The 20,806-nt window shown below is 69.1% G+C and carries 22 protein-coding genes; 16 read left to right on the top strand and 6 right to left on the bottom strand.

Going from position 1 to position 20,806, the window contains the following annotated elements; all coding sequences use genetic code 11:
- Window positions 1–126: 126 nt before the first annotated feature.
- From EV645_RS00705 to EV645_RS00715, 3 genes are read left to right on the top strand one after another with little or no spacing between them, the layout of a single operon-like run.
- Window positions 127–846, top strand: a complete 720-nt coding sequence (locus EV645_RS00705) for an ABC transporter ATP-binding protein (protein ID WP_242000121.1) — start codon at window positions 127–129, stop codon at window positions 844–846.
- Window positions 843–1,619: an ABC transporter permease gene (locus EV645_RS00710; RefSeq protein ID WP_130438620.1), complete on the top strand. Its 777-nt coding sequence runs from the start codon at window positions 843–845 to the stop codon at window positions 1,617–1,619. The genes EV645_RS00705 and EV645_RS00710 overlap by 4 nt, the downstream gene beginning before the upstream one ends.
- Window positions 1,620–1,638: 19 nt before the next feature.
- On the top strand, window positions 1,639–2,565 hold the full coding sequence (locus tag EV645_RS00715; protein WP_130438622.1) for a COX15/CtaA family protein: 927 nt from the start codon (window positions 1,639–1,641) through the stop codon (window positions 2,563–2,565).
- A gap of 30 nt (window positions 2,566–2,595) precedes the next feature.
- On the opposite strand, the gene EV645_RS00720 is transcribed toward EV645_RS00715, so the two are convergent.
- Both EV645_RS00720 and EV645_RS00725 read right to left on the bottom strand, forming a co-directional pair.
- The gene (locus tag EV645_RS00720) at window positions 2,596–3,690 is read right to left on the bottom strand and encodes a ScyD/ScyE family protein (RefSeq protein ID WP_157996979.1); all 1,095 of its coding nucleotides are present in this window, start codon (window positions 3,688–3,690) and stop codon (window positions 2,596–2,598) included.
- A 98-nt stretch (window positions 3,691–3,788) separates the two neighbouring features.
- On the bottom strand, window positions 3,789–4,766 hold the full coding sequence (locus tag EV645_RS00725) for a heme o synthase (protein ID WP_130438727.1): 978 nt from the start codon (window positions 4,764–4,766) through the stop codon (window positions 3,789–3,791).
- 228 nt (window positions 4,767–4,994) lie between these two features.
- On the opposite strand from EV645_RS00725, the gene tkt reads away from it, so the two are divergent.
- The 8 genes from tkt (at window position 4,995) to EV645_RS00765 (ending at window position 14,756) form a co-directional block, all read left to right on the top strand.
- Window positions 4,995–7,157, top strand: coding sequence for a transketolase (gene tkt / locus EV645_RS00730; RefSeq protein ID WP_130438729.1), 2,163 nt, complete (start codon window positions 4,995–4,997; stop codon window positions 7,155–7,157).
- A gap of 41 nt (window positions 7,158–7,198) precedes the next feature.
- On the top strand, window positions 7,199–8,308 hold the full coding sequence (gene tal / locus EV645_RS00735; protein WP_130438626.1) for a transaldolase: 1,110 nt from the start codon (window positions 7,199–7,201) through the stop codon (window positions 8,306–8,308).
- A complete protein-coding gene (locus tag EV645_RS00740) occupies window positions 8,305–9,888 on the top strand; it encodes a glucose-6-phosphate isomerase (RefSeq protein ID WP_130438628.1) in 1,584 nt (527 codons plus the stop codon). Before tal ends, EV645_RS00740 begins: the two co-directional genes overlap by 4 nt.
- A 22-nt stretch (window positions 9,889–9,910) precedes the next feature.
- Window positions 9,911–11,470, top strand: a complete 1,560-nt coding sequence (gene zwf / locus EV645_RS00745; protein WP_130438630.1) for a glucose-6-phosphate dehydrogenase — start codon at window positions 9,911–9,913, stop codon at window positions 11,468–11,470.
- Window positions 11,467–12,639: a glucose-6-phosphate dehydrogenase assembly protein OpcA gene (locus EV645_RS00750; RefSeq protein ID WP_130438632.1), complete on the top strand. Its 1,173-nt coding sequence runs from the start codon at window positions 11,467–11,469 to the stop codon at window positions 12,637–12,639. Before zwf ends, EV645_RS00750 begins: the two co-directional genes overlap by 4 nt.
- A complete protein-coding gene (pgl, locus tag EV645_RS00755) occupies window positions 12,636–13,355 on the top strand; it encodes a 6-phosphogluconolactonase (RefSeq protein ID WP_130438634.1) in 720 nt (239 codons plus the stop codon). The genes EV645_RS00750 and pgl overlap by 4 nt, the downstream gene beginning before the upstream one ends.
- Window positions 13,356–13,395: 40 nt before the next feature.
- The gene (locus EV645_RS00760; RefSeq protein WP_130438636.1) at window positions 13,396–14,211 is read left to right on the top strand and encodes an isocitrate lyase/PEP mutase family protein; all 816 of its coding nucleotides are present in this window, start codon (window positions 13,396–13,398) and stop codon (window positions 14,209–14,211) included.
- A gap of 311 nt (window positions 14,212–14,522) precedes the next feature.
- Complete coding sequence (locus tag EV645_RS00765) at window positions 14,523–14,756, top strand: hypothetical protein (protein WP_130438638.1); 234 nt, start codon at window positions 14,523–14,525, stop codon at window positions 14,754–14,756.
- Here the strand turns inward: EV645_RS00765 and EV645_RS00770 are convergent.
- Window positions 14,715–15,332 (bottom strand): NADPH-dependent F420 reductase, encoded by a 618-nt coding sequence (locus EV645_RS00770; RefSeq protein ID WP_130438640.1) that lies wholly within the window; start codon window positions 15,330–15,332, stop codon window positions 14,715–14,717. The genes EV645_RS00765 and EV645_RS00770 overlap by 42 nt on opposite strands.
- Before the next feature lie 52 nt (window positions 15,333–15,384).
- On the opposite strand from EV645_RS00770, the gene EV645_RS00775 reads away from it, so the two are divergent.
- The 3 genes from EV645_RS00775 to EV645_RS00785 all read left to right on the top strand — a co-directional run bounded on the left by EV645_RS00775 (window position 15,385) and on the right by EV645_RS00785 (window position 16,620).
- Entirely contained in the window at window positions 15,385–15,819 is a 435-nt protein-coding gene (locus EV645_RS00775; RefSeq protein ID WP_130438642.1) for a VOC family protein, read from the top strand.
- A 141-nt stretch (window positions 15,820–15,960) separates the two neighbouring features.
- Window positions 15,961–16,161: a winged helix-turn-helix transcriptional regulator gene (locus EV645_RS00780; protein ID WP_130438644.1), complete on the top strand. Its 201-nt coding sequence runs from the start codon at window positions 15,961–15,963 to the stop codon at window positions 16,159–16,161.
- A gap of 48 nt (window positions 16,162–16,209) precedes the next feature.
- Window positions 16,210–16,620, top strand: a complete 411-nt coding sequence (locus EV645_RS00785) for an SRPBCC family protein (protein ID WP_130438646.1) — start codon at window positions 16,210–16,212, stop codon at window positions 16,618–16,620.
- Here EV645_RS00785 and EV645_RS00790 read toward each other — a convergent pair.
- The gene (locus tag EV645_RS00790) at window positions 16,610–18,145 is read right to left on the bottom strand and encodes an AAA family ATPase (protein WP_130438648.1); all 1,536 of its coding nucleotides are present in this window, start codon (window positions 18,143–18,145) and stop codon (window positions 16,610–16,612) included. The two genes, EV645_RS00785 and EV645_RS00790, sit on opposite strands and share 11 nt — an antisense overlap.
- Window positions 18,146–18,218: 73 nt before the next feature.
- Between EV645_RS00790 and EV645_RS00795 the strand changes: the two genes are divergently transcribed.
- Both EV645_RS00795 and def read left to right on the top strand, forming a co-directional pair.
- Window positions 18,219–19,034 carry an LLM class F420-dependent oxidoreductase gene (locus EV645_RS00795; protein WP_130438650.1) on the top strand — a complete coding sequence of 272 codons (816 nt, stop codon included), beginning with the start codon at window positions 18,219–18,221 and terminating at the stop codon, window positions 19,032–19,034.
- 84 nt (window positions 19,035–19,118) lie between these two features.
- Window positions 19,119–19,736, top strand: a complete 618-nt coding sequence (def, locus tag EV645_RS00800; RefSeq protein WP_130438652.1) for a peptide deformylase — start codon at window positions 19,119–19,121, stop codon at window positions 19,734–19,736.
- A 1-nt stretch (window position 19,737) separates the two neighbouring features.
- Here the strand turns inward: def and EV645_RS00805 are convergent, their stop codons facing one another.
- Both EV645_RS00805 and EV645_RS00810 read right to left on the bottom strand, forming a co-directional pair.
- Entirely contained in the window at window positions 19,738–20,286 is a 549-nt protein-coding gene (locus tag EV645_RS00805) for a P-loop nucleotide/nucleoside kinase family protein (protein WP_130438654.1), read from the bottom strand.
- On the bottom strand, window positions 20,265–20,801 hold the full coding sequence (locus EV645_RS00810; protein ID WP_130438656.1) for a GNAT family N-acetyltransferase: 537 nt from the start codon (window positions 20,799–20,801) through the stop codon (window positions 20,265–20,267). Before EV645_RS00810 ends, EV645_RS00805 begins: the two co-directional genes overlap by 22 nt.
- Window positions 20,802–20,806 lie beyond the last annotated feature (5 nt).

The following is a 20,806-nucleotide window of genomic DNA, read 5'->3' on the forward strand; positions in this document are numbered from 1 at the left end:
CATCAGTGTCGCGTAAATACCCGGGGCCTTCAAATAAGGCTCCCCTAACCGGTTCGGGCGCCCACGCGGGGCACGAGACCGGACCGTGAGCGAGGTCACTCGGGGGCGTTCTCTATGCTGCGGTTTGTGCCAGTTGCGGTTGAGATCGAAGACCTCGTCGTGCGGTACGGCGAGAAGACCGCGGTCGACGGTCTCAGTCTCACCGTAGCCGCCGGCACGGTGACGGCCGTGCTCGGCCCGAACGGCGCCGGCAAGACCACGACCGTGGAGAGCTGTGAGGGGTTCCGCCGGCCCGACTCCGGCCGGGTCCGGGTGCTCGGGCTGGACCCGATCGCGGATCACGACGCGTTGATGCCACGGATCGGCGTGATGCTCCAGGAGGGCGGCGCCTGGTCCGGCGTCCGTGCCGTCGAGATGCTCAAGTACGTCGCGACGCTGCACACCCACCCGCTCGACATCGCGATGCTGGTGGAGCGCCTCGACCTGGCCAGCTGCGGCCGGACGCCGTACCGCCGGCTGTCCGGCGGTCAGAAGCAGCGGCTGTCGTTCGCGCTGGCGATCGTGGGGCGGCCGGAGATCGCGTTCCTCGACGAGCCGACGACCGGGCTGGACCCGCACGGCCGGCGCGAGATCTGGCAGGTGATCCGCGATCTGCGCGACGACGGCGTGACCGTCGTACTGACGACCCACGCGATGGACGAGGCCGAACAGCTGTCCGACCAGGTCCACGTCGTCTCGGCCGGCAAGGTGATCGCCTCCGGCACCCCCGACGACCTGACCGAGCACCACAAGAAGTCCCTCGAGGACGTCTTCCTAGAACTCACCGCCAAGCCGGAGCGCTCATGACCACGTATGCACCGCAGCCGGGGAGTGCGCCGTGGCCGCGGAAGGTTCTTGCGCATTCGCGGATGGAGTTCAAGCTGCTCGTCCGCAACGGCGAGCAGTTGCTGCTGGCGCTCGTGATCCCGCTCGGCATTCTGCTGCTGCTCGGCGCCACCGGCCTGGGTGACCGGCTGCCGCTCGGTGACGGCCGGGCGATCGACCAGGCCGTGCCTCGCGTGCTCGCCCTGGCCATCCTGTCCTCGTCGTTCACCTCGCTCGCGATCGCGACCGGTTTCGAGCGGCGGTACGGCGTCATCAAACGACTCGGCGCCTCGCCGCTGTCCCGCACCGGCCTGCTCGCCGGCAAGATCGGCGCCGTCCTCATCGTCCAGGTGATCCAGCTCGCAGTTCTGATGGGCACCGGACTCGCGCTCGGCTGGAAGCCGGTCGGCGGAGCCCAGGCTGTCATCGGCGTCATCCTCACCGTCCTGTGCGGCACCGCGGCCTTCGCATCACTCGGTCTGCTGATGGCCGGCGTACTGCGTGCGGAGGCCACGCTGGCCGCCGCGAACCTGCTGTATCTGCTGCTGTTGGTCGGCGGGGCGATCATGACGCCCGTCGACGAATACCCGTCCGGCATGCAGAGCGTCGTACGCCTGCTGCCGAGTGCCGCCCTGGCCAACGGGCTGGCGAACTCGACCGTCGAAGGAGTGATCCCGTGGGCGGCCGCTCTGTCCCTGGCACTGTGGGCCGGGGTGCTCGGCTACCTGGTGTCCCGAACGTTCCGCTGGGACTGAGCTTTAGAGTGTCCCGGTGATGACGACGGAGCCCCCGCCTCGAGAAGCCGAACAAGTCAGCCGTTTCTGGCGACTCGTGCCCGAGCCGAGCCTGGACGTGGTCCGCCGTTGGGGCTGGGCCTCGATAGCGGTCAACATCGGCATCGTGGTGACCGGCGGACTGGTCCGTCTGACCGGCTCTGGCCTCGGCTGCCCGACCTGGCCGTCGTGCACGGACGATTCCTACGTGCCGCACGCCGCGCTCGGCTACCACGGCGCGATCGAGTTCACGAACCGGATGCTCGGGTTCGTGGTCGGCGTGGTCGCGATCTGCACCTGGCTGGTCGTGATGCGCTACCGCCCGGTGCGCCACGACCTGCGCCGGCTCGCGACGGCGGCGGCCCTCGGCGTACCGCTGCAGGCGGTCATCGGCGGTATCAGCGTGCTCACCGGCCTGAACCCGTGGATCGTGTCGGCGCATTTCCTGGTCTCGCCGATCATCATCACGCTGACGGTGTCGATGATGCGCCGGTCGCGCACCAGCCCGTACCCGCACACTCCCCCGGTGGTCCGCGCGCTCGCGACCGCCAGTGTGGTGGCGGTCTGGCTGACTGTTGCCCTCGGCACCATTGTCACCGGCGCCGGTCCGCACTCGGGCGATCCGGAGACCGGGCGCAACGGATTCGATCCCGAACTGGTCAGTCAGCTGCACGCGGACGTGGTGTTCGGGTTGCTCGGCATCACGATCGCGTTGGTGATCGCGACCCGGGTCACCGCGACCTCGCGTACGTTGCGCAAGCTGGCCGCCTGGCTGCTGGCCGTCGAAGTACTGCAGGGCGCCGTCGGCTTCACGCAGTACTTCACCGGGCTGCCGTGGGGCGTCGTGCTCGTGCACATGTTCCTGGCCGGCTTGCTGATCGCGCTCGTCACGGCCGTGTACGGCGAGCGCGGGACGCCCGCGACCTGAAACGGGCGTCCCGCCGTACCTCACTGGATCTCAGTAACGCACCTTGTAGACGGCGCCTGGACCGAAGACCGGTGCGGAGACGAACAGCTCGCCCCACCGGTTGAAGCCCGCTCCGCCTGGCAGCGTCAGCTGATCCTTCACCAGCTCCCGGACGTACCCACCGCGGTGGTTCCTGCCCGGGTACTGCAGGAACAGCCCACCGTGCGTCGGGCCGCTCATCTCGAACTTCAGCCAACTCGCCTTGTCCAGTTCGACCACCGCGAGCGTGCCGCGCGGACCGCCGGCCAGGTCGACGATCGACGTGTAACCGTCGGCGTACCGCTGGCAGTTGCCCTTGTTCGGCTTGACCGGGTCACACACCGCGCCCACCGAGCCCGGCCTGATCCGCCAGATCTCCGACGTCCCCGGCGTTGCCGGGAAACCACGGAGTTCACCGACGTACCAGTAGCCGTCGGAGCCGACCGTGACCGAGGTGGCCACTGCTTCGGCAACGAACGGCGTACCGGCCGGCGGAGCCTCGTCACCGAGACCGGCTGGCACCTTGACCGTGCGTGGCTTGAGCCGCGCGACCGTCTTGACGTGACCGTTCGGCCACACCCTCAGCAGATCGTTGTTCGCGGCATCGGACACCAGCACCGTGCCGTCGCTCAGGGCCGCGACACCGAACGGGTTGGACTCTGTCGGCGAGTCGGCCTGGTTGTACGGGTCCCGGTCGTGCGCCTGGTACGCCGCGATGTCGGCGACCTTGACCGCCGGCTTCCCGTACCGCATCCGGTACAGCGTCGAACTGCCCGGCACCGGCGGTTGTCCCGGTTCGCCGCCCGCACCGGTCAGTGCGTACGTCGTACCCCACTTGTTCGTGTCGATCGCCGGCGGGAACCCGCCCGTGCCCGGTACCTTGCCGAGCTTGATGCTCTTGTGCCCGTCGGTCACATACACCGAACCGTCGGTCACGCTGTAGATGACCAGGTTCTTGTACGTCGAGACGCCGCGCGGACCGTTCAAACCTGTTGCCACCGGCTTCAAACTGCTGCCGTGACCGCCGGCCTCGGCCTGCCCCGCGACCAGCAACGAGCCGGCCAGTGCTAGTGCGGCGAGCGCCGCAACACGTGTTCGTACCCCCATACGAATCCCCCTGCCACTGTGTCTCCCCAGGCGTGGAAACGCCTCCACAGACCAGACCATCGCAACACGTGGTCACGATCTGGTCAAGGCGCTGCCCGTTAGTGCAGCAGCGGGTCGACGGCCGCTGCGATGAACAGCAACGCCAGGTAGATATTCGAGAAGTGGAAGAGCCGCATCGGCCGCAGGGCGGCGCCATCCGCGCCGGTGTGGGCCCGGAGCAACAACCGGCGAGCCTCGCGGAGGAACACGAAACCGAGCACGATCGAGGCCAGCGGATACACGTACCCGGTGTCCGCGACCGGCCAGAGCGCGATCGACGTGATCACCATGACAACGGAGTACGCCATGATCTGCCGCGCGGTCGCGACCGGGGTGGCGACTACCGGCAGCATCGGCACGTCCACCGATGCGTAGTCCTCGCGGTAGCGCATCGCGAGCGACCAGGTGTGCGGCGGCGTCCAGAAGAACACCACCAGGAACAGAACGACCGGGGTCCAGGCCAGCTTGCCGGTGACCGCGGTCCAGCCGATCAGGGTCGGGAAGCAGCCGGCGATACCGCCCCAGACGATGTTCTGCACGGTCCGGCGCTTCAGCACCATCGTGTAGCCGAAGACGTAGAACAGGTTCGCCGCGAGCGCGAGGCCGGACGACAGCCAGTTCACGAAGAAGCCGAGCTCCAGCGTGGCCAGCACGCCGAGCACGACACCGAAGACCGTCGCCGAGCGCGGGCTGACCGCGTGCCGCGGCAACGGGCGGCGCCGGGTCCGGCGCATCTGCTCGTCGATGTCGCGGTCGAGCACGCAGTTGATCGTGTTCGCGCTGCCGGAAGCGAGGATGCCGCCGATCAGGGTGGCGACCACGACCTCGAGCCCGGGCACTCCACCGGCGGCCAGGAACATCACCGGCACGGTGGTGATCAGCAGCAACTCGATGATGCGCGGCTTGGTCAGACCGACGTACGCCTTCACCACGTCGCGCACCGTCGGACTCACCGTTACAGCTGATGCAGCAGTAGCGTCCGGCAGCGGCGTCGGGTACGACGTCGTCGCGGCGGGACGCGGGTCGACGGCCGTCACGAACACCTCGAACAAAGTGGGTTGACGCCGGACTTCCGGCGCTGACGATTCAGCAGTCTACGACGCCCCGTAGGAGAGTCCCGACACCCCCCTCCGCGAGCCGGGAACAGGCTGTTCGGCTGAACGGTTGACAAACAGTCGAGAGGTACCCAACTGACGATCCTGCTCACAGTAGGCTCATCCTGAGTGGGTACTCGTAAAGCCACCATCGAGAGGAGCGCCGCCGGCGTGACGGAGAAGACCAAGCTTGAATGGACCGAGCTCGACCAGCGCGCGGTCGACACCGTGCGGGTGCTCGCGATGGACGCGGTCGAGAAGGTCGGCAACGGACACCCCGGTACGGCGATGAGCCTGGCGCCGGCGGCGTACCTGCTGTTCCAGAAGGTGATGCGGCACAACCCCGCCGACCCGCACTGGGCCGGCCGCGACCGGTTCGTCCTGTCGGCCGGCCACTCCAGCCTGACGCTGTACATCCAGCTCTACCTGGCCGGCTTCGGCCTCGAGCTGGACGACCTGAAGGCGCTGCGGACCTGGGGCAGCAAGACCCCCGGCCACCCGGAGTACCGGCACACCGCCGGCGTCGAGACCACCACCGGCCCGCTCGGTCAGGGCGTCGGCAACGCGGTCGGCATGGCGATGGCGGCCCGCCGTGAGCGCGGCCTGCTCGACCCGGACGCGCCCAAGGGCGAGGGTTTGTTCGATCACAACATCTACGTGATCGCGTCCGACGGTGACCTGGAGGAGGGCGTCTCGGCCGAGGCGTCGTCGCTGGCCGGTCACCAGAAGCTCGGCAACCTGACGGTGATCTACGACGCGAACAAGATCTCGATCGAGGACAACACCGACATCGCGTTCTCCGAGGACGTCGCGGCCCGCTACGCGGCGTACGGCTGGCACGTCCAGGACGTCGACTGGACCCAGGGCGGCACGGGCTACCACGAGGACGTCCAGGCGCTGTACGACGCGCTCGAGGCGGCCCGGGCGGTCACCGACAAGCCCAGCTTCATCCGGTTGCACACGATCATCGGCTGGCCGGCCCCGAACAAGCAGAACACCGGCAAGATCCACGGCTCGGCGCTCGGCGCCGACGAGGTCGCCGCGACCAAGAAGGTCCTCGGCTGGGACCCGGAGCAGTCGTTCCAGGTCGCCGACGACGTCCTCGCGCACACCCGCGAGGCGCTGGACCGCGGTAAGGCCCTCGAGGCCGAGTGGAGCGGCAAGTTCGACGAGTGGAAGGCCGCGAACCCCGACGGCGCCGCGCTGCTCGACCGCCTGTCGAAGCGTGAGCTGCCGGCCGGCTGGAAGGATGCGCTGCCGAGCTGGGACGCCGACGCCAAGGGTGTGGCCACCCGCGCCGCCTCCGGTGACGTGCTGACGAAGCTGGCGCCGGAGCTGCCGGAGCTGTGGGGCGGTTCGGCCGACCTGGCCGGCTCGAACAACACCACCCCGAAGGGCCAGCCGTCCTTCATCCCGGCGGAGTTCGCCACCAAGGAGTTCCAGGGCAACGAGTACGGCCGGGTGCTGCACTTCGGCATCCGCGAGCACGCCATGGGCTCGGTGATGAACGGCATCGCCCTACACGGCCTGACCCGCCCGTACGGCGGTACGTTCCTGGTCTTCTCCGACTACATGCGCCCGGCGGTCCGGCTGGCCGCGTTGATGAAGCTGCCGGTCACCTACGTCTGGACGCACGACTCGATCGGCCTCGGCGAGGACGGTCCGACGCACCAGCCGATCGAGCACCTGTCGGCACTGCGGGCGATCCCGGGCCTGGACGTCGTCCGCCCCGGTGACGCTAACGAGACGGCCGCCGCGTGGGCCACGATCCTCGAGCACACCGACCGCCCGGCCGGCCTCGTGCTGACCCGGCAGAACGTGCCGACGTTCCCCCGCGGCACGGACGGGTACGCCACCACGGAGAACGTCCACAAGGGCGCCTACGTGCTGCTCGACACCGATGGCACGCCGGACGTCGTACTGATCGGCACCGGTTCCGAGGTCCAGCTCGCCGTCGAGGCGCGGGCCAAGCTGGCCGAGGAAGGCGTCAACGCCCGCGTGGTCTCGATGGTCTCGCGCGAATGGTTCGACGAGCAGGACGACGCGTACCGCGAGTCGGTCATCCCGGCCGACGTCCGCGCCCGGGTCTCGGTCGAGGCCGGGATCGCGCAGAGCTGGCACGACATCGTCGGCGACTCCGGCCGCAGCGTGAGCCTGGAGCACTATGGCGCCTCCGCGGCGTACCAGACGCTGTACGACGAGTTCGGCATCACCACCGACGCGGTGGTCCAGGCCGCCAAGGACAGCATCGCCGTGGCCGCCCAGATCAGCGGACCGGGCGTGCCGCCCGGACGCGCCGCCGCCGGACCGGTCGGACCGGCCGACGCCAGCTGAAGATACCCACACAGAACACTTCGGAAGAAGGCATCGGACACATGAACGATCGCTTGAAAGCACTCGCCGACGCGGGTGTCTCCATCTGGCTCGACGACCTGTCCCGCGAGCGGCTGACCAGCGGCAGCCTGCAGGCGCTGATCGAGGACAAGCACGTGGTCGGTGTGACCACGAACCCGACCATCTTCGCCAAGGCCATCTCCGACGCCGACGCGTACGCCGAGAAGGTCGCCCACCTGGCCTCGCAGGGCGTCTCGACCGACGAGGCGATCCGGGTCATCACCACCGACGACGTCCGGGACGCGGCCGACGTGTTCAAGCCGGCGTACGACGACTCCGAGGGCCAGGACGGCCGGGTGTCGATCGAGGTCGAGCCGACGCTGGCGCACGACACCGCGAAGACCGTCGAGCAGGCCAAGCTGCTGTGGGACATCGTCGGCCGCGAGAACGTCTTTGTGAAGATCCCCGCCACCAAGGAGGGCCTGCCCGCGATCACTGAGACGCTGGCCGCCGGCATCAGCGTGAACGTGACGCTGATCTTCTCCCTCGACCGGTACAAGGCGGTCGTGGCCGCGTTCCTCGCCGGCCTGGAGCAGGCCATCGACAACGGCCACGACGTGACCAAGATGGCCAGCGTCGCGTCGTTCTTCGTCAGCCGGGTGGACACCGAGGTGGACAAGCGGCTGGACGCGATCGGCACCGACGAGGCGAAGGCGCTGAAGGGCAAGGCCGCGATCGCCAACGCGCGGCTCGCGTTCGAGGCGTACGAGGAGATCTTCGACACCGACCGCTGGCGCGAGCTCGAGACCGCCGGCGCCAAGCCGCAGCGCCCGCTGTGGGCCTCCACCGGCACCAAGGACCCGTCGTACTCGCCCACGCTGTACGTCGACAACCTGGTCACCAAGGGCGTCGTCAACACGATGCCTGAGGCAACGATCAAGGCGGTCGAGGAGCACAGCTCGTTCTCCGGCGACACGGTCCGCGGCGACTACGCCGGCGACCGCAAGGTGATCGAGGACCTGGAGAAGCTGGGCATCTCCTACGACGAGGTCGTGCAGCTGCTCGAGGACGAGGGCGTGGCCAAGTTCGACGCCTCCTGGTCCGAGCTGCAGGACACCGTCACGGCGGCCCTGAAGGGCGCGGCCAAGTGAGTGCTCCGAAGGTCAGCACGCAGAACGGCGACTGGGCAGAGGTCGTCGACAAGCTGGTCGCCGAGAAGATCGCCTCCCGGATCGCCGCGAAGGACGCGACGATCTGGGGCCCGGACGCCGAGCACGAAGCGTCGATCCGGCTCGGCTGGGTCGACCTGCACGACACCTCGCGTCCGCTGCTGGCCGAGATCGAGGCCCTGCAGGCCGACCTGCGGTCCGAGGGCCTGGACCGGATCGTCCTGTCCGGCATGGGCGGTTCGTCGCTGGCGCCCGAGGTCATCACCCGTACGGCGGGCGTCGAACTCGTCGTGCTGGACTCGACCGACCCGAGCGTGGTCGCGCGGGCACTGGCGGGTGACCTCTCGAAGACCGTGATCGTCGTGTCCAGCAAGTCCGGCGGGACGGTCGAGACGGACAGCCACCGGCGTACGTTCATCAAGGCGTTCCAGGACGCGGGTATCGACGCCGCGTCGCGGGTCGTCGTGGTGACCGACCCGGGTTCGCCGTTCGAGAAGCTGTCGGCGGACGAGGGCTACCGCAAGACGTTCCTGGCCGACCCGAACGTGGGCGGCCGGTACAGCGCACTCACGGCGTTCGGCCTGGTGCCGTCCGGTCTGGCCGGCGCGGACATCGCCGAGCTGCTCGACCAGGCGGCCGAGGCGGCGCCGGAGCTCCAGGCCGACTCGACCGACAACCCGGCGCTCTGGCTGGGTGCTGTGCTCGCGGCGAGCGAGGGTCGGGACAAGGCGATCATCACGGCCGACGGGTCCGACATCGTCGGATTCCCGGATTGGGCCGAGCAGCTGATCGCGGAGAGCACCGGCAAGCTAGGCACCGGCGTCCTGCCGGTCGCGGTCGAGGTCGGCGCGCCGGAGCTGCGCAGCGAGGCGGCTGACCTGACCAATGCGTTGCTGGCGGAGAAGGCGACGAGCGGCGTGCCGACGGCACTGACGTCGGGCTCGCTCGGCGGGCAGATGCTGCTCTGGGAGACGGCGACGGCGGTGGCGGGCTACCTGCTCGGCATCAACCCGTTCGACCAGCCCGATGTGGAGAGCGCGAAGAAGGCCGCGCGCGGTCTGCTCGACGCGCAGCCGAAGCCGGAGGCGGCCGCCTTCACCGAGGGCGCAGTCGAGGTCCGTGGGTCCGAGGGTCTGCTGGACGGCGTCGACTCGCTGAAGGGCGCGGTGGACGCGCTGCTCGGCAAGCTCGACGCGAAGGGGTACGTCGCAGTGATGGCGTACCTGGACTCCGAGCGGGACGCCGACCTGTTCGGCGTACGGCCGGCGCTGGCGACCAAGACCGGTCGTCCGGTGACCTTCGGGTGGGGGCCGCGGTTCCTGCACTCGACCGGTCAGTACCACAAGGGCGGACACCCGGAGGGCGTGTACTTGCAGATCACCGGGGCACACGCGACCGATGTGGAGATCCCGGATCGGCCGTTCAGTTTCGGTACGTTGATCACGGCGCAGGCAGCCGGCGACGCCGGAGTACTGGCGGAGCGCGGGCGTCCGGTCCTGCGTCTGCACCTGACCGACGTGGCGAACGGCGTACAGCAGCTCCTGTCGTTGTTCGGCAACTAAAAGCACGGGGAGGAAGCGGGCAATGACCGCTGAGCTCGACGAAGGGCCGGGCGACATCACGCCGCACCGGAACCCGCTGCGGGATCCGCAGGACCGGCGGCTGCCGAGGATCGCGGGGCCGTGCAGCCTGGTGATCTTCGGGGTCACCGGCGACCTGGCCCGCAAGAAGCTGATGCCGGCGGTCTACGACCTGGCGAACCGGGGGCTGCTGCCCCCCGGTTTCGCCCTGGTCGGGTTCGCGCGCCGCGACTACACCAACCAGGACTTCGCCCAGATCGTGCACGACTCGGTGAAGGAGCACGCCCGGACCCCGTTCCGCGAGGAGGTCTGGCAGCAGCTCTCCGAGGGTTTCCGGTTCGTGCCGGGCGACCTGACCGACGACGTGGCGTTCGAGCGGTTGCGCGAGACGGTCGACGAACTCGACGTCACCCGCGGTACGGGCGGCAACCACGCGTTCTACCTGTCGATCCCGCCGGGGTTGTTCCCGGAGGTCGTGCGGCAGCTGTCCGAGCACGGGCTGACCGACGAGAAGCCCGGCTCGTGGCGGCGGGTCGTGATCGAGAAGCCGTTCGGCCACGACCTGAAGAGCGCTCGCGAGCTGAACCGCGTGGTCGAGTCCGTGTTCCCGCCCGAGGCGGTCTTCCGGATCGACCACTACCTGGGCAAGGAGACGGTCCAGAACATCCTGGCGTTGCGGTTCGCCAACGAGATGTTCGAGCCGATCTGGAACAGCAACTACGTCGACCACGTCCAGATCACGATGGCCGAGGACATCGGCATCGGCGGCCGCGCCGGGTACTACGACGGCATCGGCGCCGCCCGCGACGTGATCCAGAACCACCTGCTCCAACTGCTCGCGCTGGTCGCGATGGAGGAGCCGGTCAGCTTCGACGCCTGGTCGCTGCGCCAGGAGAAGAAGAAGGTCCTGGCCGCGGTGCAACTGCCGGAGCGTCTGGACCTGCACAGCGCCCGCGGTCAGTACGCGGCCGGCTGGGCCGGTGGCGCGAAGGTCAAGGGATACCTCCAGGAGGACGGCATCCCGGCTACGTCGGCCACGGAGACGTTCGCCGCCCTGCGCGTCGACGTCGACACGCGCCGCTGGGCGGGCGTGCCGTTCTACCTGCGGACCGGCAAGCGGCTGGGACGCCGGGTGACCGAGGTCGCGGTGATGTTCAAGCGCGCGCCGCACCTGCCGTTCACCAAGACCGAGACCGAAGAGCTCGGCCAGAACGCACTGGTCCTGCGGATCCAGCCGGACGAAGGCATCACCATCCGCTTCGGCGCCAAGGTGCCCGGGACGACGATGGAGATCCGCGACGTCAACATGGACTTCCAGTACGGCGGTTCGTTCACCGAATCCTCCCCCGAGGCGTACGAGCGGCTCATCCTCGACGTACTGCTCGGTGATCCGCCGCTGTTCCCGCAGCACACCGAGGTCGAGCTGGGCTGGAAGATCCTCGACCCGGTGCTCGACTACTGGGCCCGGCACGGCAAACCGGAGCAGTACCCCTCCGGCCACTGGGGCCCGGACTCGGCGCACGAGATGCTCGCTCGCGACGGGCGTGCCTGGAGGCGGCCATGATCATCGACCTGACCGACACGACGTCGAGCGAGATCGCCTCGGCGCTGCTGAAGGCCCGCCGGCACGCGGGATCGCCGGCGATGGGCATGGTCGGCACGATCGTGGTCGTCGTCGACGAGGCGTCCCACCACGACGCGATGAAGGCCGCGAACGAGGCCGGTCGCGAACACCCGTCCCGCGTCCTGGTCGCGATCCTGCGGCCCGGCCGCGGCGCCACGGGGCTGGACGCGGAAGTGCGCGTCGGCGAGGGCATCCCCGGCGAGGCCGTGCTGCTGCGGCTGCACGGTGAGCTGGCGAAGGTGCCGGAGTCCGTCATCACGCCGCTGCTGCTGCCCGACTCCCCCGTCATCGTCTGGTGGCCGGGCGGCGGGCCGAAGGTTCCGGCCGACGACCCGCTGGGCCGGCTCGGTCGGCGTCGCGTGACGGATGCTGCTTCGACGCGACGGGCTTCGATCGACTTCAGTGCGCGGGCCGAGGGCTACAAGCCCGGCGACACCGACTTCGCATGGACGCGGTTGACGCCGTGGCGTGCGCTGATGGCCGCGGCCCTGGATCAGTACCCGACGAAGGTGACCGGGGCCGAGGTTGCGGCCGCCAAGGGGAACCCGAGCGCGGACCTGATGGCTGCGTGGCTGCAGTCGCGGCTCAAGGTGCCGGTGGAGCAGCGGAATTCGCGCGGGCCGGGCGTAACCGCTGTGCGGCTGTTCACCCCGTCCGGGCCGATCGCGTTGACGCGGCCGGACGGCGCGGTGGCGACGTTCAGCGTGCCGGGTCAGCCGGATCGCCCGGTGGCGCTGAAGCGGCGTACGACGTCCGAGCTGCTGAGCGAGGAACTGCGGCGGCTCGATCCTGATGACGTGTACGCGAAGACGTTGGCGTGCATGGTCGAGCGGGATCAGATGCCGGCGGCCGAGAAGAAGGTCGACGCGACCGCCCGGAAGTCGGCGGCCGCGAGCGTGACCGCGGCCGGTAAGCAGGTGGTCGCGGCACAGAAGAAGCCGGACTCCGCGAAGAAGGCCGCGGCCAAGAAGACGGTTGCCAAGAAGACGGTTGCCAAGAAGACAGCTGCGCGGAAGTCCGCGGCCAAGTCGACGAGTGCCAAGACGACGAGTGCCAGGAAGACTGTGGGCAAGAAGGTTGCCGGGAGCAAGCGGGTGGCGAAGCGATGACGATCGATCCGGAGCTGCTGATCCATTCCGACGCCGAGGACCTGGCGTTCTCGGTGGCCGAGCGATTGATCACGGCGATCGCCGACGCTCAGAGCACCGGTGGGGTCGCGCAGGTCGTCCTCACCGGCGGCCGAGTGGCCGCCGTCGTGTACCGCGCCGTGGCAGGTTCGCCGGCGCGGGTCGAGGTCGACTGGCAGCGGGTCGAGTTCTGGTGGGGCGACGAACGCTTCCTGCCCGACGGCGACCCCGAGCGCAACGAGACTCAGGCGCGGGACGCTCTGCTGTCCGAGCTGGACGTCGACCCGGCGCGAGTACACCCGATGCCTGCCGACACCGGGCAGGGCGCGGAGGCTGCGGCAGCGGCGTACGCCGCCGAGCTCGAGGCCGCCGGTTCGCCGACGTTCGACGTACTGATGCTCGGGGTCGGGCCTGACGGGCATGTGGCGTCGTTGTTCCCGGGGTATCCGCAGCTCACGGTCGTGGACGTCGCGGCGGTCGCGGTGCACGACTCCCCCAAGCCGCCGCCGACCCGGATCTCGCTGACCGTGCCGTTGCTCGACCGGGCGCGCGAAGTCTGGTTCGTGGTGTCCGGCGAGGACAAGGCGGACGCGGTCGCAACTGCCTTGGCCGAAGGCGACGTCCCCGCTGCCCACCCGAAGGGCCAGAACCGGACCCTCTGGCTCCTGGACGAAGCAGCGGCCTCGAAGCTGTCGTAGTTCGGCGGGCACCGAAGCGTCGGAGTGACAGACTCGGCGCATGACGTTTCGCGAGTTGCATGCCTCTCCGTTCGTGATGCCGAATGCGTGGGATGCCGGGAGTGCGGTGATCCTCGTGGCGGCCGGGTTCCCGGCGATCGCGACGACGAGTGCGGGGATCGCGTTCTCGATGGCGAAGGGCGATCACACGCTGCCCGACGGGGCGCCGGCGGTGTCGCGGGAGGCGATGTTCGAGCGGGTGCGCGAGATCGCGGCGGTGAGCGCCGTACCGGTGAACGGGGACCTCGAGGACGGGTACGGCGCTGAGCCGGCGCGGGTCGCGGACACGATCACGCTGGCCCGCGAGGCCGGGCTGGCGGGCGGCAACATCGAGGACTTCGACGGGCGGGACCTGTACGACGTCGAGCTCGCGGTCGAGCGGATCGCGGCGGCGCGGGAGGCGGCGGGGTCCGAGTTCGTGCTGACGGCGCGGACGGACGGGCAGTTGCTGCGTACGCCGACGTCGCTGGCGGACTCGATCGATCGCGCCAACCGGTTCCGTGCGGCGGGTGCGGACTGCCTGTACGTGCCCGGCGTGAACGATCCGGACGCGATTCGCCTGCTGGTGCAGGAGATCGACGGGCCGCTCAACGTGGTGATCGGCCTCGGTACGTCGACACTCACGGTTGCCGACCTGCAGGCTGCCGGGGTGACGCGGATCAGCCTCGGCGGGAGTATTGCGCGGGCAGCACTCGGGTTCGTCCGCCGGAGCGCGGAGGAACTGGCCACGAAGGGCACGATCGGCTTCGCCGCCGACCAGATCCCGCAGGCTGACCTGAACCTGCTTTTTGCGCGATCATCCGAGGGTGAGCGCTAGATCCAGCCTGCCGTTGGTGGCGATGGCCCATAGCTTCGTGGGCTTCGCTACGTGCGTCTGTCTGCTCGTCTTCTTCGCCGTCGGCGGTCCCTTCGGAACCATCAACGACTTCGGCAATGCCCTCTTCGGCATCCTCAGCTTCGCCCTGGCGTGGCTCCTTCGAACTGGGGCGTCCCGGCTGTCCGGTGTGTTGATAGGTCTTGCCGGGGTCGGCGCGGTGCTGACGATCGTGGGCACAGTGCTCGTGGTCGGCAACATCACCGGGTACTACCTGGTCGAGTTCCGGATTCGGGCTGATCGGGGTCTGGTTGGTGGGGATCAGCCGCCCGGCCACAGCACTGATGCGTCGGACGGGGTTGATTGCCGGCGCGGTGATGGTGCTCGGGCTCGTCGGCGTACCTGGGATCTTCAGGGGCCTCGACGTCCTGGAGACGGCTCCGGCGTGGACCTACCTGGCCGACTTCAGCTGGGCCGGGACGTATCTGCTGTTCCCGGCCTGGAGCCTAGGACTGGCCCGGCAGAGCCGTCCCGAATGCGTCGGCTAGCGCCGGGAACATGCCGCGGACATCTCCCCCGCCGACCAAGATCGCGATCGCCAGCGCAGCCGTTGCCTCCAGCAACTTTGCCCGTACCAACCCGCCGGCGGCGACCGGCACACAGCCGACGTCTCGCACCAGCTCCGCAACTAGGTCGAGTTGGCCGTCACCGCAGATGGGCACACCGAGGTTGGCCGGCGGGTTCCGCCAGACCGCGTCCGCCGCCAGGTTGAACGCTTTTACTACCTGCACACTCGGGACCGCGTGGTTGATCGCCTCGGCCGTCGCCGGTTGCGCCAACGTGAAATCCCTGTGGTCCAAGGCATTCGTGCAGTCGATCAGCGTCCGCCCCGGCGGCACGATCTTCGCCACCTCCACCGCTGTTTCTGCCGGTACGGCGAGCAGCACCACCTCGCCGTACGCCGCCGCCTCGGCCAGCGATCCCGCCGCAGCGCCGATTCGCTTGGCGACCTCCGCGGCGCGCTCCGGATCGCGGCCGCCGATCATCATGTCGTGACCTGCCTTCACCCAGTGGCCGGCCAGCGCTTCGGCCATCAGCCCGTTGCCCAGTGTTCCTATTCGCATGGTCCGACGGTAGACAGTCCGATGCGCACCTTCCGGTGTCTATGCTGGGCCGATGTCGTCCGTGAAGCAGTTCCAGGTCACCTTCGATTGCGCGGATCCGGAGCGCGTCGCTCGCTTCTGGTGCGAGGTGCTGGGGTACGTCGTACCGCCGCCGCCGAAGGGCTTCGACAGCTGGACCGAGTTCGACCAGTCGTTGCCGGCGGAGAGTCAGGGCGCGGCGTTCGCATGTGTCGACCCCACGGGTGTCGGACCGCGGTTGTTCTTCCAGCGGGTGCCCGAGGGCAAGGTCGTGAAGAACCGCGTGCATCTCGACGTACGGGTGGGCACCGGGCTCGTGCGTGAAGAGCGGCTGGCGGTCCTCGAGGCCGAATGTGTGCGACTGGAAGCGCTCGGCGCGACGCGCGGGCTGCTGCTGCGGTACGACGGCGTCAACGAGTCGTGCCAGAACATGCAGGACATCGAGGGCAACGAATTCTGTCTCGACTAGGGGGTCTCTGACGGTTCCACGCCGTACGAGCAGCGGACGCTCGCCGCACGTCTCAGGGGTCAACCCCTGACCTCGCCGGTTGACACCCCGCGTACAGACAGACAAACCGACCATCTGAGGGGTTGACCCCTCAGACGTCCGGTGGTCGAACGCGATCGCCCGGCTGAAGGAGGCCGCCTCGAGCACAACGGCCTGGTCGAACGCCGTCGGTACGCCGAAGCGCCGCCGCGGGTCGAGTACTCGTTGACGACCGCGGGCAAGGACCTGCTGGTACCGATCCGCGCGCTGGGCGACTGGGCCGAGGTTTACGCCGACCAGCTGCCGACCGAAAGCAAACCGTAAACGCCTCCAGGCACAGTGATCGAGTCATCCACACTGGAGGTTCTGATCATGTTCACGTTGCAGCAGGTCGTCGACGCCCCGCCCGCCGAGGTCGTCCGCGCGTTCACCGAGGCCGAGCCGTTCGCGGCCTGGTTCCTCGCCGAAGGTTTCACCACGCCCTCCGACCGCGTCACGCTCGACGTGCGACCGGGCGGCCTGATCTCGGCCGTCTTCGTCGGCGAGGCGGATGTCGAGGTCCCGTTCACACTCCGCTACGGCGAGCTCGACCTGCCGCACCACCTGGTCGTGTACTTCGACGACCCCGCCGAGGAGGAGATCACCGTCGACCTGTCAGGTCTACCTGACGGCAAGACGCAACTCGACTACCGCAGCACCGGCCTCACCGACGAACGGCAAGCCCCGATCAAACCCGGCGTAGCCACCATGCTCAACCACCTGGCCACCTACTTCACCCAATAAACCCCTTGTACACCCCCGGCATCGGCCCCCGCCGAGGCAACACACCCGACGCGCCGCCCGGCCCGGCAAGCCCGGGCTCGGCTCCCGCGCCCGCCTCCCGTCCCGGCCCACCCTCGGCCCCTACCTCTCCGTCGCGAAGCTCGCCGCCTGTTGCGCCGAGTAGGCGGCGGGTCAGGGTGTCGCGGGAGGACAGGAGCTCTGCGACCGCGGCACGGAGGTGATCCGCGGCCGGCGCCTGCCCGGCCTCCGCGGCGAGTAGGACCGTGCGGCGTACGAGTTCCTTCATGAACGATGCCGTCGTACCAGCCGTTTGCTCGACGATCTCGTCGACCAGCTCGGCCGGAAGCTCCAGCCCAGGCCCGTACAGCCGCAGCAGCCGACCTCGCCCTTCGGCGTCCGGCAGCGGCACCTCGACGGCCATGTCCACCCGCCCCGGCCGCTGCACCAGCGCCGGCTCGAGCAGGTCCGCCCGGTTCGTGGTCAGCAGGAACGCCACGTCCGCGTCCTGCGCCAACCCGTCCATCTCATTCAGTACTTGGAACAGCAGCGGATTCTCGGAGCCGTGTGAGTAGTCCCGCGCCTCGGCGACGAGATCGCAGTCCTCGAGTACGACGAGTGCCGGCTGCAACATCCGCGCCAACGCACACGCCTGCGAGATGAAGTGGATGCTCGTCCCCGCCAGCAGCACGACCGTGAACTCCGGCAACTGCGACAGGACATACCGTATGGTATGGGTCTTCCCGGTGCCGGGCGGCCCGTACAGCAGGACGCCCCGCCGCAGGTGCTGCCCCGCGGCCAGCAGCGTCTCCCGATGCGCCGCGATCCCGACGACCTCACGCTCGATCCGCTCGAGCACCCCCTCCGGCAGGACGACGTCCGCACGCGTGATCCCCGGCCGCGGATGCAGCCGGAACGGCCCGACCCCCTGCCCGAACTCGTGCCCCTCGAACGACACCACCTTCCCGCGGAACACGTTGTGCTCCCGGATCAGCTCAGGCAGCGCCCCGAGGAACCGATCCCCGGCCGCCTTCTCCACCGCCAGGATCTCGAGGTCCACGCTCGACCGCCCGTACTGCGGATTCGCCGCCCGCAGCAACGCGACGTACCGATCCTCGCCCCGCACCCCGAGGTAGAACCCGAACGCGACGCAGTCCATCTCCTCGTCGACATCGATCTGGAGCCGCTGGTAGTCGACCGCCCCGATCCCGAACCGGTCGTACTCCGCCAGCTCCAGCAGCTCACCGAGCGAGTGATGCCCGCGGTTCGACCCGGCCAGCCCGACCACCTCGAACGAGTCGAACCACGCCTCGATCGCCCGCTGCACGTTCGGCAGGTCGTACGGCGGGAAGCTCGACGACACCACCGGCACCTGCTCGGGGTCGACGCCGAGATGCTCCCGGAGCCGGTCCCGCAGACTCTCCCGGCTGCTCCGCTGCCCGCTCACCTGCATCCGCTCCAGGAACCGCGTGAACAGCCGCGCGAACTCGTCGATCTCTGTCCCGTCATCAGACACAGCGTCAGGCATCTGGCCGTCTCTCCTCGTCCTCGTTCCGGACCTATCCGGAGGGTCCTCCGCAACGGCGGTTAGGATCTTCACCATGACAGCTTCCGAGTCCACCGACCGTCCGTACGGCGCCTTCCCGGTACGGATCGGTCTGCAGGTCCAGCCCCAGCACGCCCAGTACGCCGACATCCGGCGTACCGTCGCCGCGGCCGAAGAGATCGGCGTCGACGTGGTGTTCAACTGGGACCACTTCTACCCGCTCAGCGGTGAGCCGGAGGGCCTGCACTTCGAGTGCTGGACCATGCTGGCCGCCTGGGCCGAGGCGACCGAGCGCGTCGAGATCGGCGCCCTGGTCACCTGCAACTCCTACCGCAACCCCGACCTGCTCGCCGACATGGCGCGCACGGTCGACCACATCAGCGACGGCCGGCTGATCTTCGGCATCGGCTCCGGCTGGTTCGAGAAGGACTACGACGAGTACGGCTACGACTTCGGTACGGCGGGCGGCCGGCTGGACGCCCTCGGCGAGGCCCTGCCGCGGATCGAGCAGCGCTGGACCAAGCTCAACCCGGTGCCGACCCGCGACATCCCGGTGCTGATCGGCGGCGGCGGTGAGAAGAAGACGCTGAAGCTCGTCGCCAAGCACGCGAACATCTGGCACGGGTTCGGCGACGCGGAGACGCTCGCGCACAAGCACGCCGTACTCGACGAGCACTGCAAGACGCTCGGCCGCAACCCGGGTGAGATCGAGCGCTCGGCCGGTGTCGGCGACAAGTCCCCCGCGGACATCGGCAAGTCGCTGCTCGACGTCGGCACCCGCCTGTTCACGGTCTCGTCGTCCGGTCCGGACTACGACCTCGGCCTGCTCCGCGAGTGGGTCACCTGGCGCGACGAGGTCAACGCCAAGTAGCACCTTGGGCACCCGCCAACCACCGGCGCCGGCCGGAAACGGTTGGTGGGTGCCCAAAGCCCGGGGCAGGCTAGGATTTCGGGCATGTCTACGTTGCCTGGGAACGGTTCGGTGCGAGCGATCACCCGCTGGGGTGAGGACGTCATGCATCGGGTCAACAAGCCTGTCACCGACTTCGGCGACGAGCTGCAGACGCTGATCGCCGACATGGTCGCGACGATGAACGCGGCCGAAGGCGTCGGCCTGGCGGCCAACCAGGTCGGTGTCGACCTGCAGGTCTTCGTGTTCGACTGCCCCGACAAGGAGGGCAACCGGGTGCAGGGCGTGGTGTGCAACCCGACGGTCGAGGTGCCGGAGGGCAAGGACCGCAACCTGGACGAGGGCGACGAGGGCTGCCTGTCGTTGCCCGGCGCGTTCACCAAGTGCGCCCGCCCCGACTTCGCGAAGGTCACCGGTGTCGACCAGCACGGCGAGCCGGTCAGCTTCGAGGGCGACGGCCTGCTGGCCCGCTGCCTGCAGCACGAGACGGACCACACCCAGGGCATGGTGTTCGGCGACCGGCTGTCGCGGAAGTACAAGAAGCGCCTGTTCGCCGAGGCCGAAGAGTTCGCCCCGGACTACCCGTCCGACTGGCCGGTCTCCCCGATGATCGAGCACGAGGACGACCACGAGAGCGACCACGAGGACACCCCCGCAACCTGAACTACCAGCGGGCCTTCTCCAGGTCGATCTCGTCGACTGTCTGAGCCGGGGTCTGGCCGGTGGTGTCGAGCCATAGGCCCCGGCGCGGAGTCTCGTCGAGGCTCGTCATCAGCGCGCGGACGCCCTCCTCGACCGAGGGTCCCCAGTCCCGGTACGCATTGTTGCCGCCGCGCCCGATCTCCCGCTCGACGATCGATTCGACCGACGGCACGAGTACGACGAGGTACGGGTCGACGCCCCGCAGCCGCGAGAACCATCGCTCGACGTGCTCGCCCAGCACGATGTCGCTGCACACGAAGTCGAATCCGGCGTCCGCGTAGTGCTGCGCCACGAGCGCGCTCGCGTCGTACCGCAGTTCGAGTTGGCGGACCGCCTCCGGCGACGGTTCGGGTGTCATGATCTCCGCGCCGGCGACGACGCCGCGGTAGAACACGTCGCCGTCGAGGGTCGCCGCGGGCGGGCCCATCCTTGCCGCGAGCAACGGTGCGATCGTGGACTTCCCGGCGGCCTGCATGCCGGTGACGAGGACTACTTTTGGCTTGCTTTCCATGCCGCCCAGGCCTCCGCCGTCAGCGAGTAGATGGTGGCGTCGAACGGTACGCCGTCCTCCTCCAGCACCGCCTCGTGATCGAAGCTCATCCCGAGCCGGCGCATGACGGCGATGCTACGGACGTTCGGCGTATCGGTCACCGCAATAACGCGCGGCAGGCCGAGCGTCGTGAACCCGTGCTCGATCCACGAGGCCGCGGCCTCGGACGCGTAACCGTGACCCCAGTGCTCGCGGGCCAGCCTCCAGCCGATCTCGAGATCGTCCGGGTACCACTGCTCCTTCGACAGACCGCAGGCGCCGAGGAACACGCCGTCCGTACGACGCTCGACGGCCAGAAACCCGTACCCGCGCGAGGCGTAGGCCTCGTTGATCCCGGCCGCGTCCCGGTCGCACTCCTCCCGGCTCAACGGGCCTCCGAGGAACTGCGTGACGTGCGGATCCGCATTCAGGGCGGCCCATGCGTCCAGGTCGCTGTCGCGGAACGGGCGCAGGACCAGGCGTTCCGTCGTACGCATTGCTC

The organism is Kribbella rubisoli, from assembly GCF_004217145.1.
GTDB lineage: Bacteria > Actinomycetota > Actinomycetes > Propionibacteriales > Kribbellaceae > Kribbella > Kribbella rubisoli.

Coding starts and splice junctions, on each gene's coding strand:
- def (WP_130438652.1), top strand. CDS start 19,119: ATGTCTACGTTGCCTGGGAACGGTTCGGTGCGAGCGATCACCCGCTGG.
- EV645_RS00710 (WP_130438620.1), top strand. CDS start 843: ATGACCACGTATGCACCGCAGCCGGGGAGTGCGCCGTGGCCGCGGAAG.
- EV645_RS00775 (WP_130438642.1), top strand. CDS start 15,385: ATGTCGTCCGTGAAGCAGTTCCAGGTCACCTTCGATTGCGCGGATCCG.
- EV645_RS00750 (WP_130438632.1), top strand. CDS start 11,467: ATGATCATCGACCTGACCGACACGACGTCGAGCGAGATCGCCTCGGCG.
- EV645_RS00760 (WP_130438636.1), top strand. CDS start 13,396: ATGACGTTTCGCGAGTTGCATGCCTCTCCGTTCGTGATGCCGAATGCG.
- EV645_RS00770 (WP_130438640.1), bottom strand. CDS start 15,332: ATGCGAATAGGAACACTGGGCAACGGGCTGATGGCCGAAGCGCTGGCC.
- zwf (WP_130438630.1), top strand. CDS start 9,911: ATGACCGCTGAGCTCGACGAAGGGCCGGGCGACATCACGCCGCACCGG.
- EV645_RS00715 (WP_130438622.1), top strand. CDS start 1,639: ATGACGACGGAGCCCCCGCCTCGAGAAGCCGAACAAGTCAGCCGTTTC.
- EV645_RS00790 (WP_130438648.1), bottom strand. CDS start 18,145: ATGCCTGACGCTGTGTCTGATGACGGGACAGAGATCGACGAGTTCGCG.
- tal (WP_130438626.1), top strand. CDS start 7,199: ATGAACGATCGCTTGAAAGCACTCGCCGACGCGGGTGTCTCCATCTGG.
- EV645_RS00795 (WP_130438650.1), top strand. CDS start 18,219: ATGACAGCTTCCGAGTCCACCGACCGTCCGTACGGCGCCTTCCCGGTA.
- EV645_RS00720 (WP_157996979.1), bottom strand. CDS start 3,690: ATGGGGGTACGAACACGTGTTGCGGCGCTCGCCGCACTAGCACTGGCC.
- EV645_RS00810 (WP_130438656.1), bottom strand. CDS start 20,801: ATGCGTACGACGGAACGCCTGGTCCTGCGCCCGTTCCGCGACAGCGAC.
- EV645_RS00805 (WP_130438654.1), bottom strand. CDS start 20,286: ATGGAAAGCAAGCCAAAAGTAGTCCTCGTCACCGGCATGCAGGCCGCC.
- EV645_RS00785 (WP_130438646.1), top strand. CDS start 16,210: ATGTTCACGTTGCAGCAGGTCGTCGACGCCCCGCCCGCCGAGGTCGTC.
- pgl (WP_130438634.1), top strand. CDS start 12,636: ATGACGATCGATCCGGAGCTGCTGATCCATTCCGACGCCGAGGACCTG.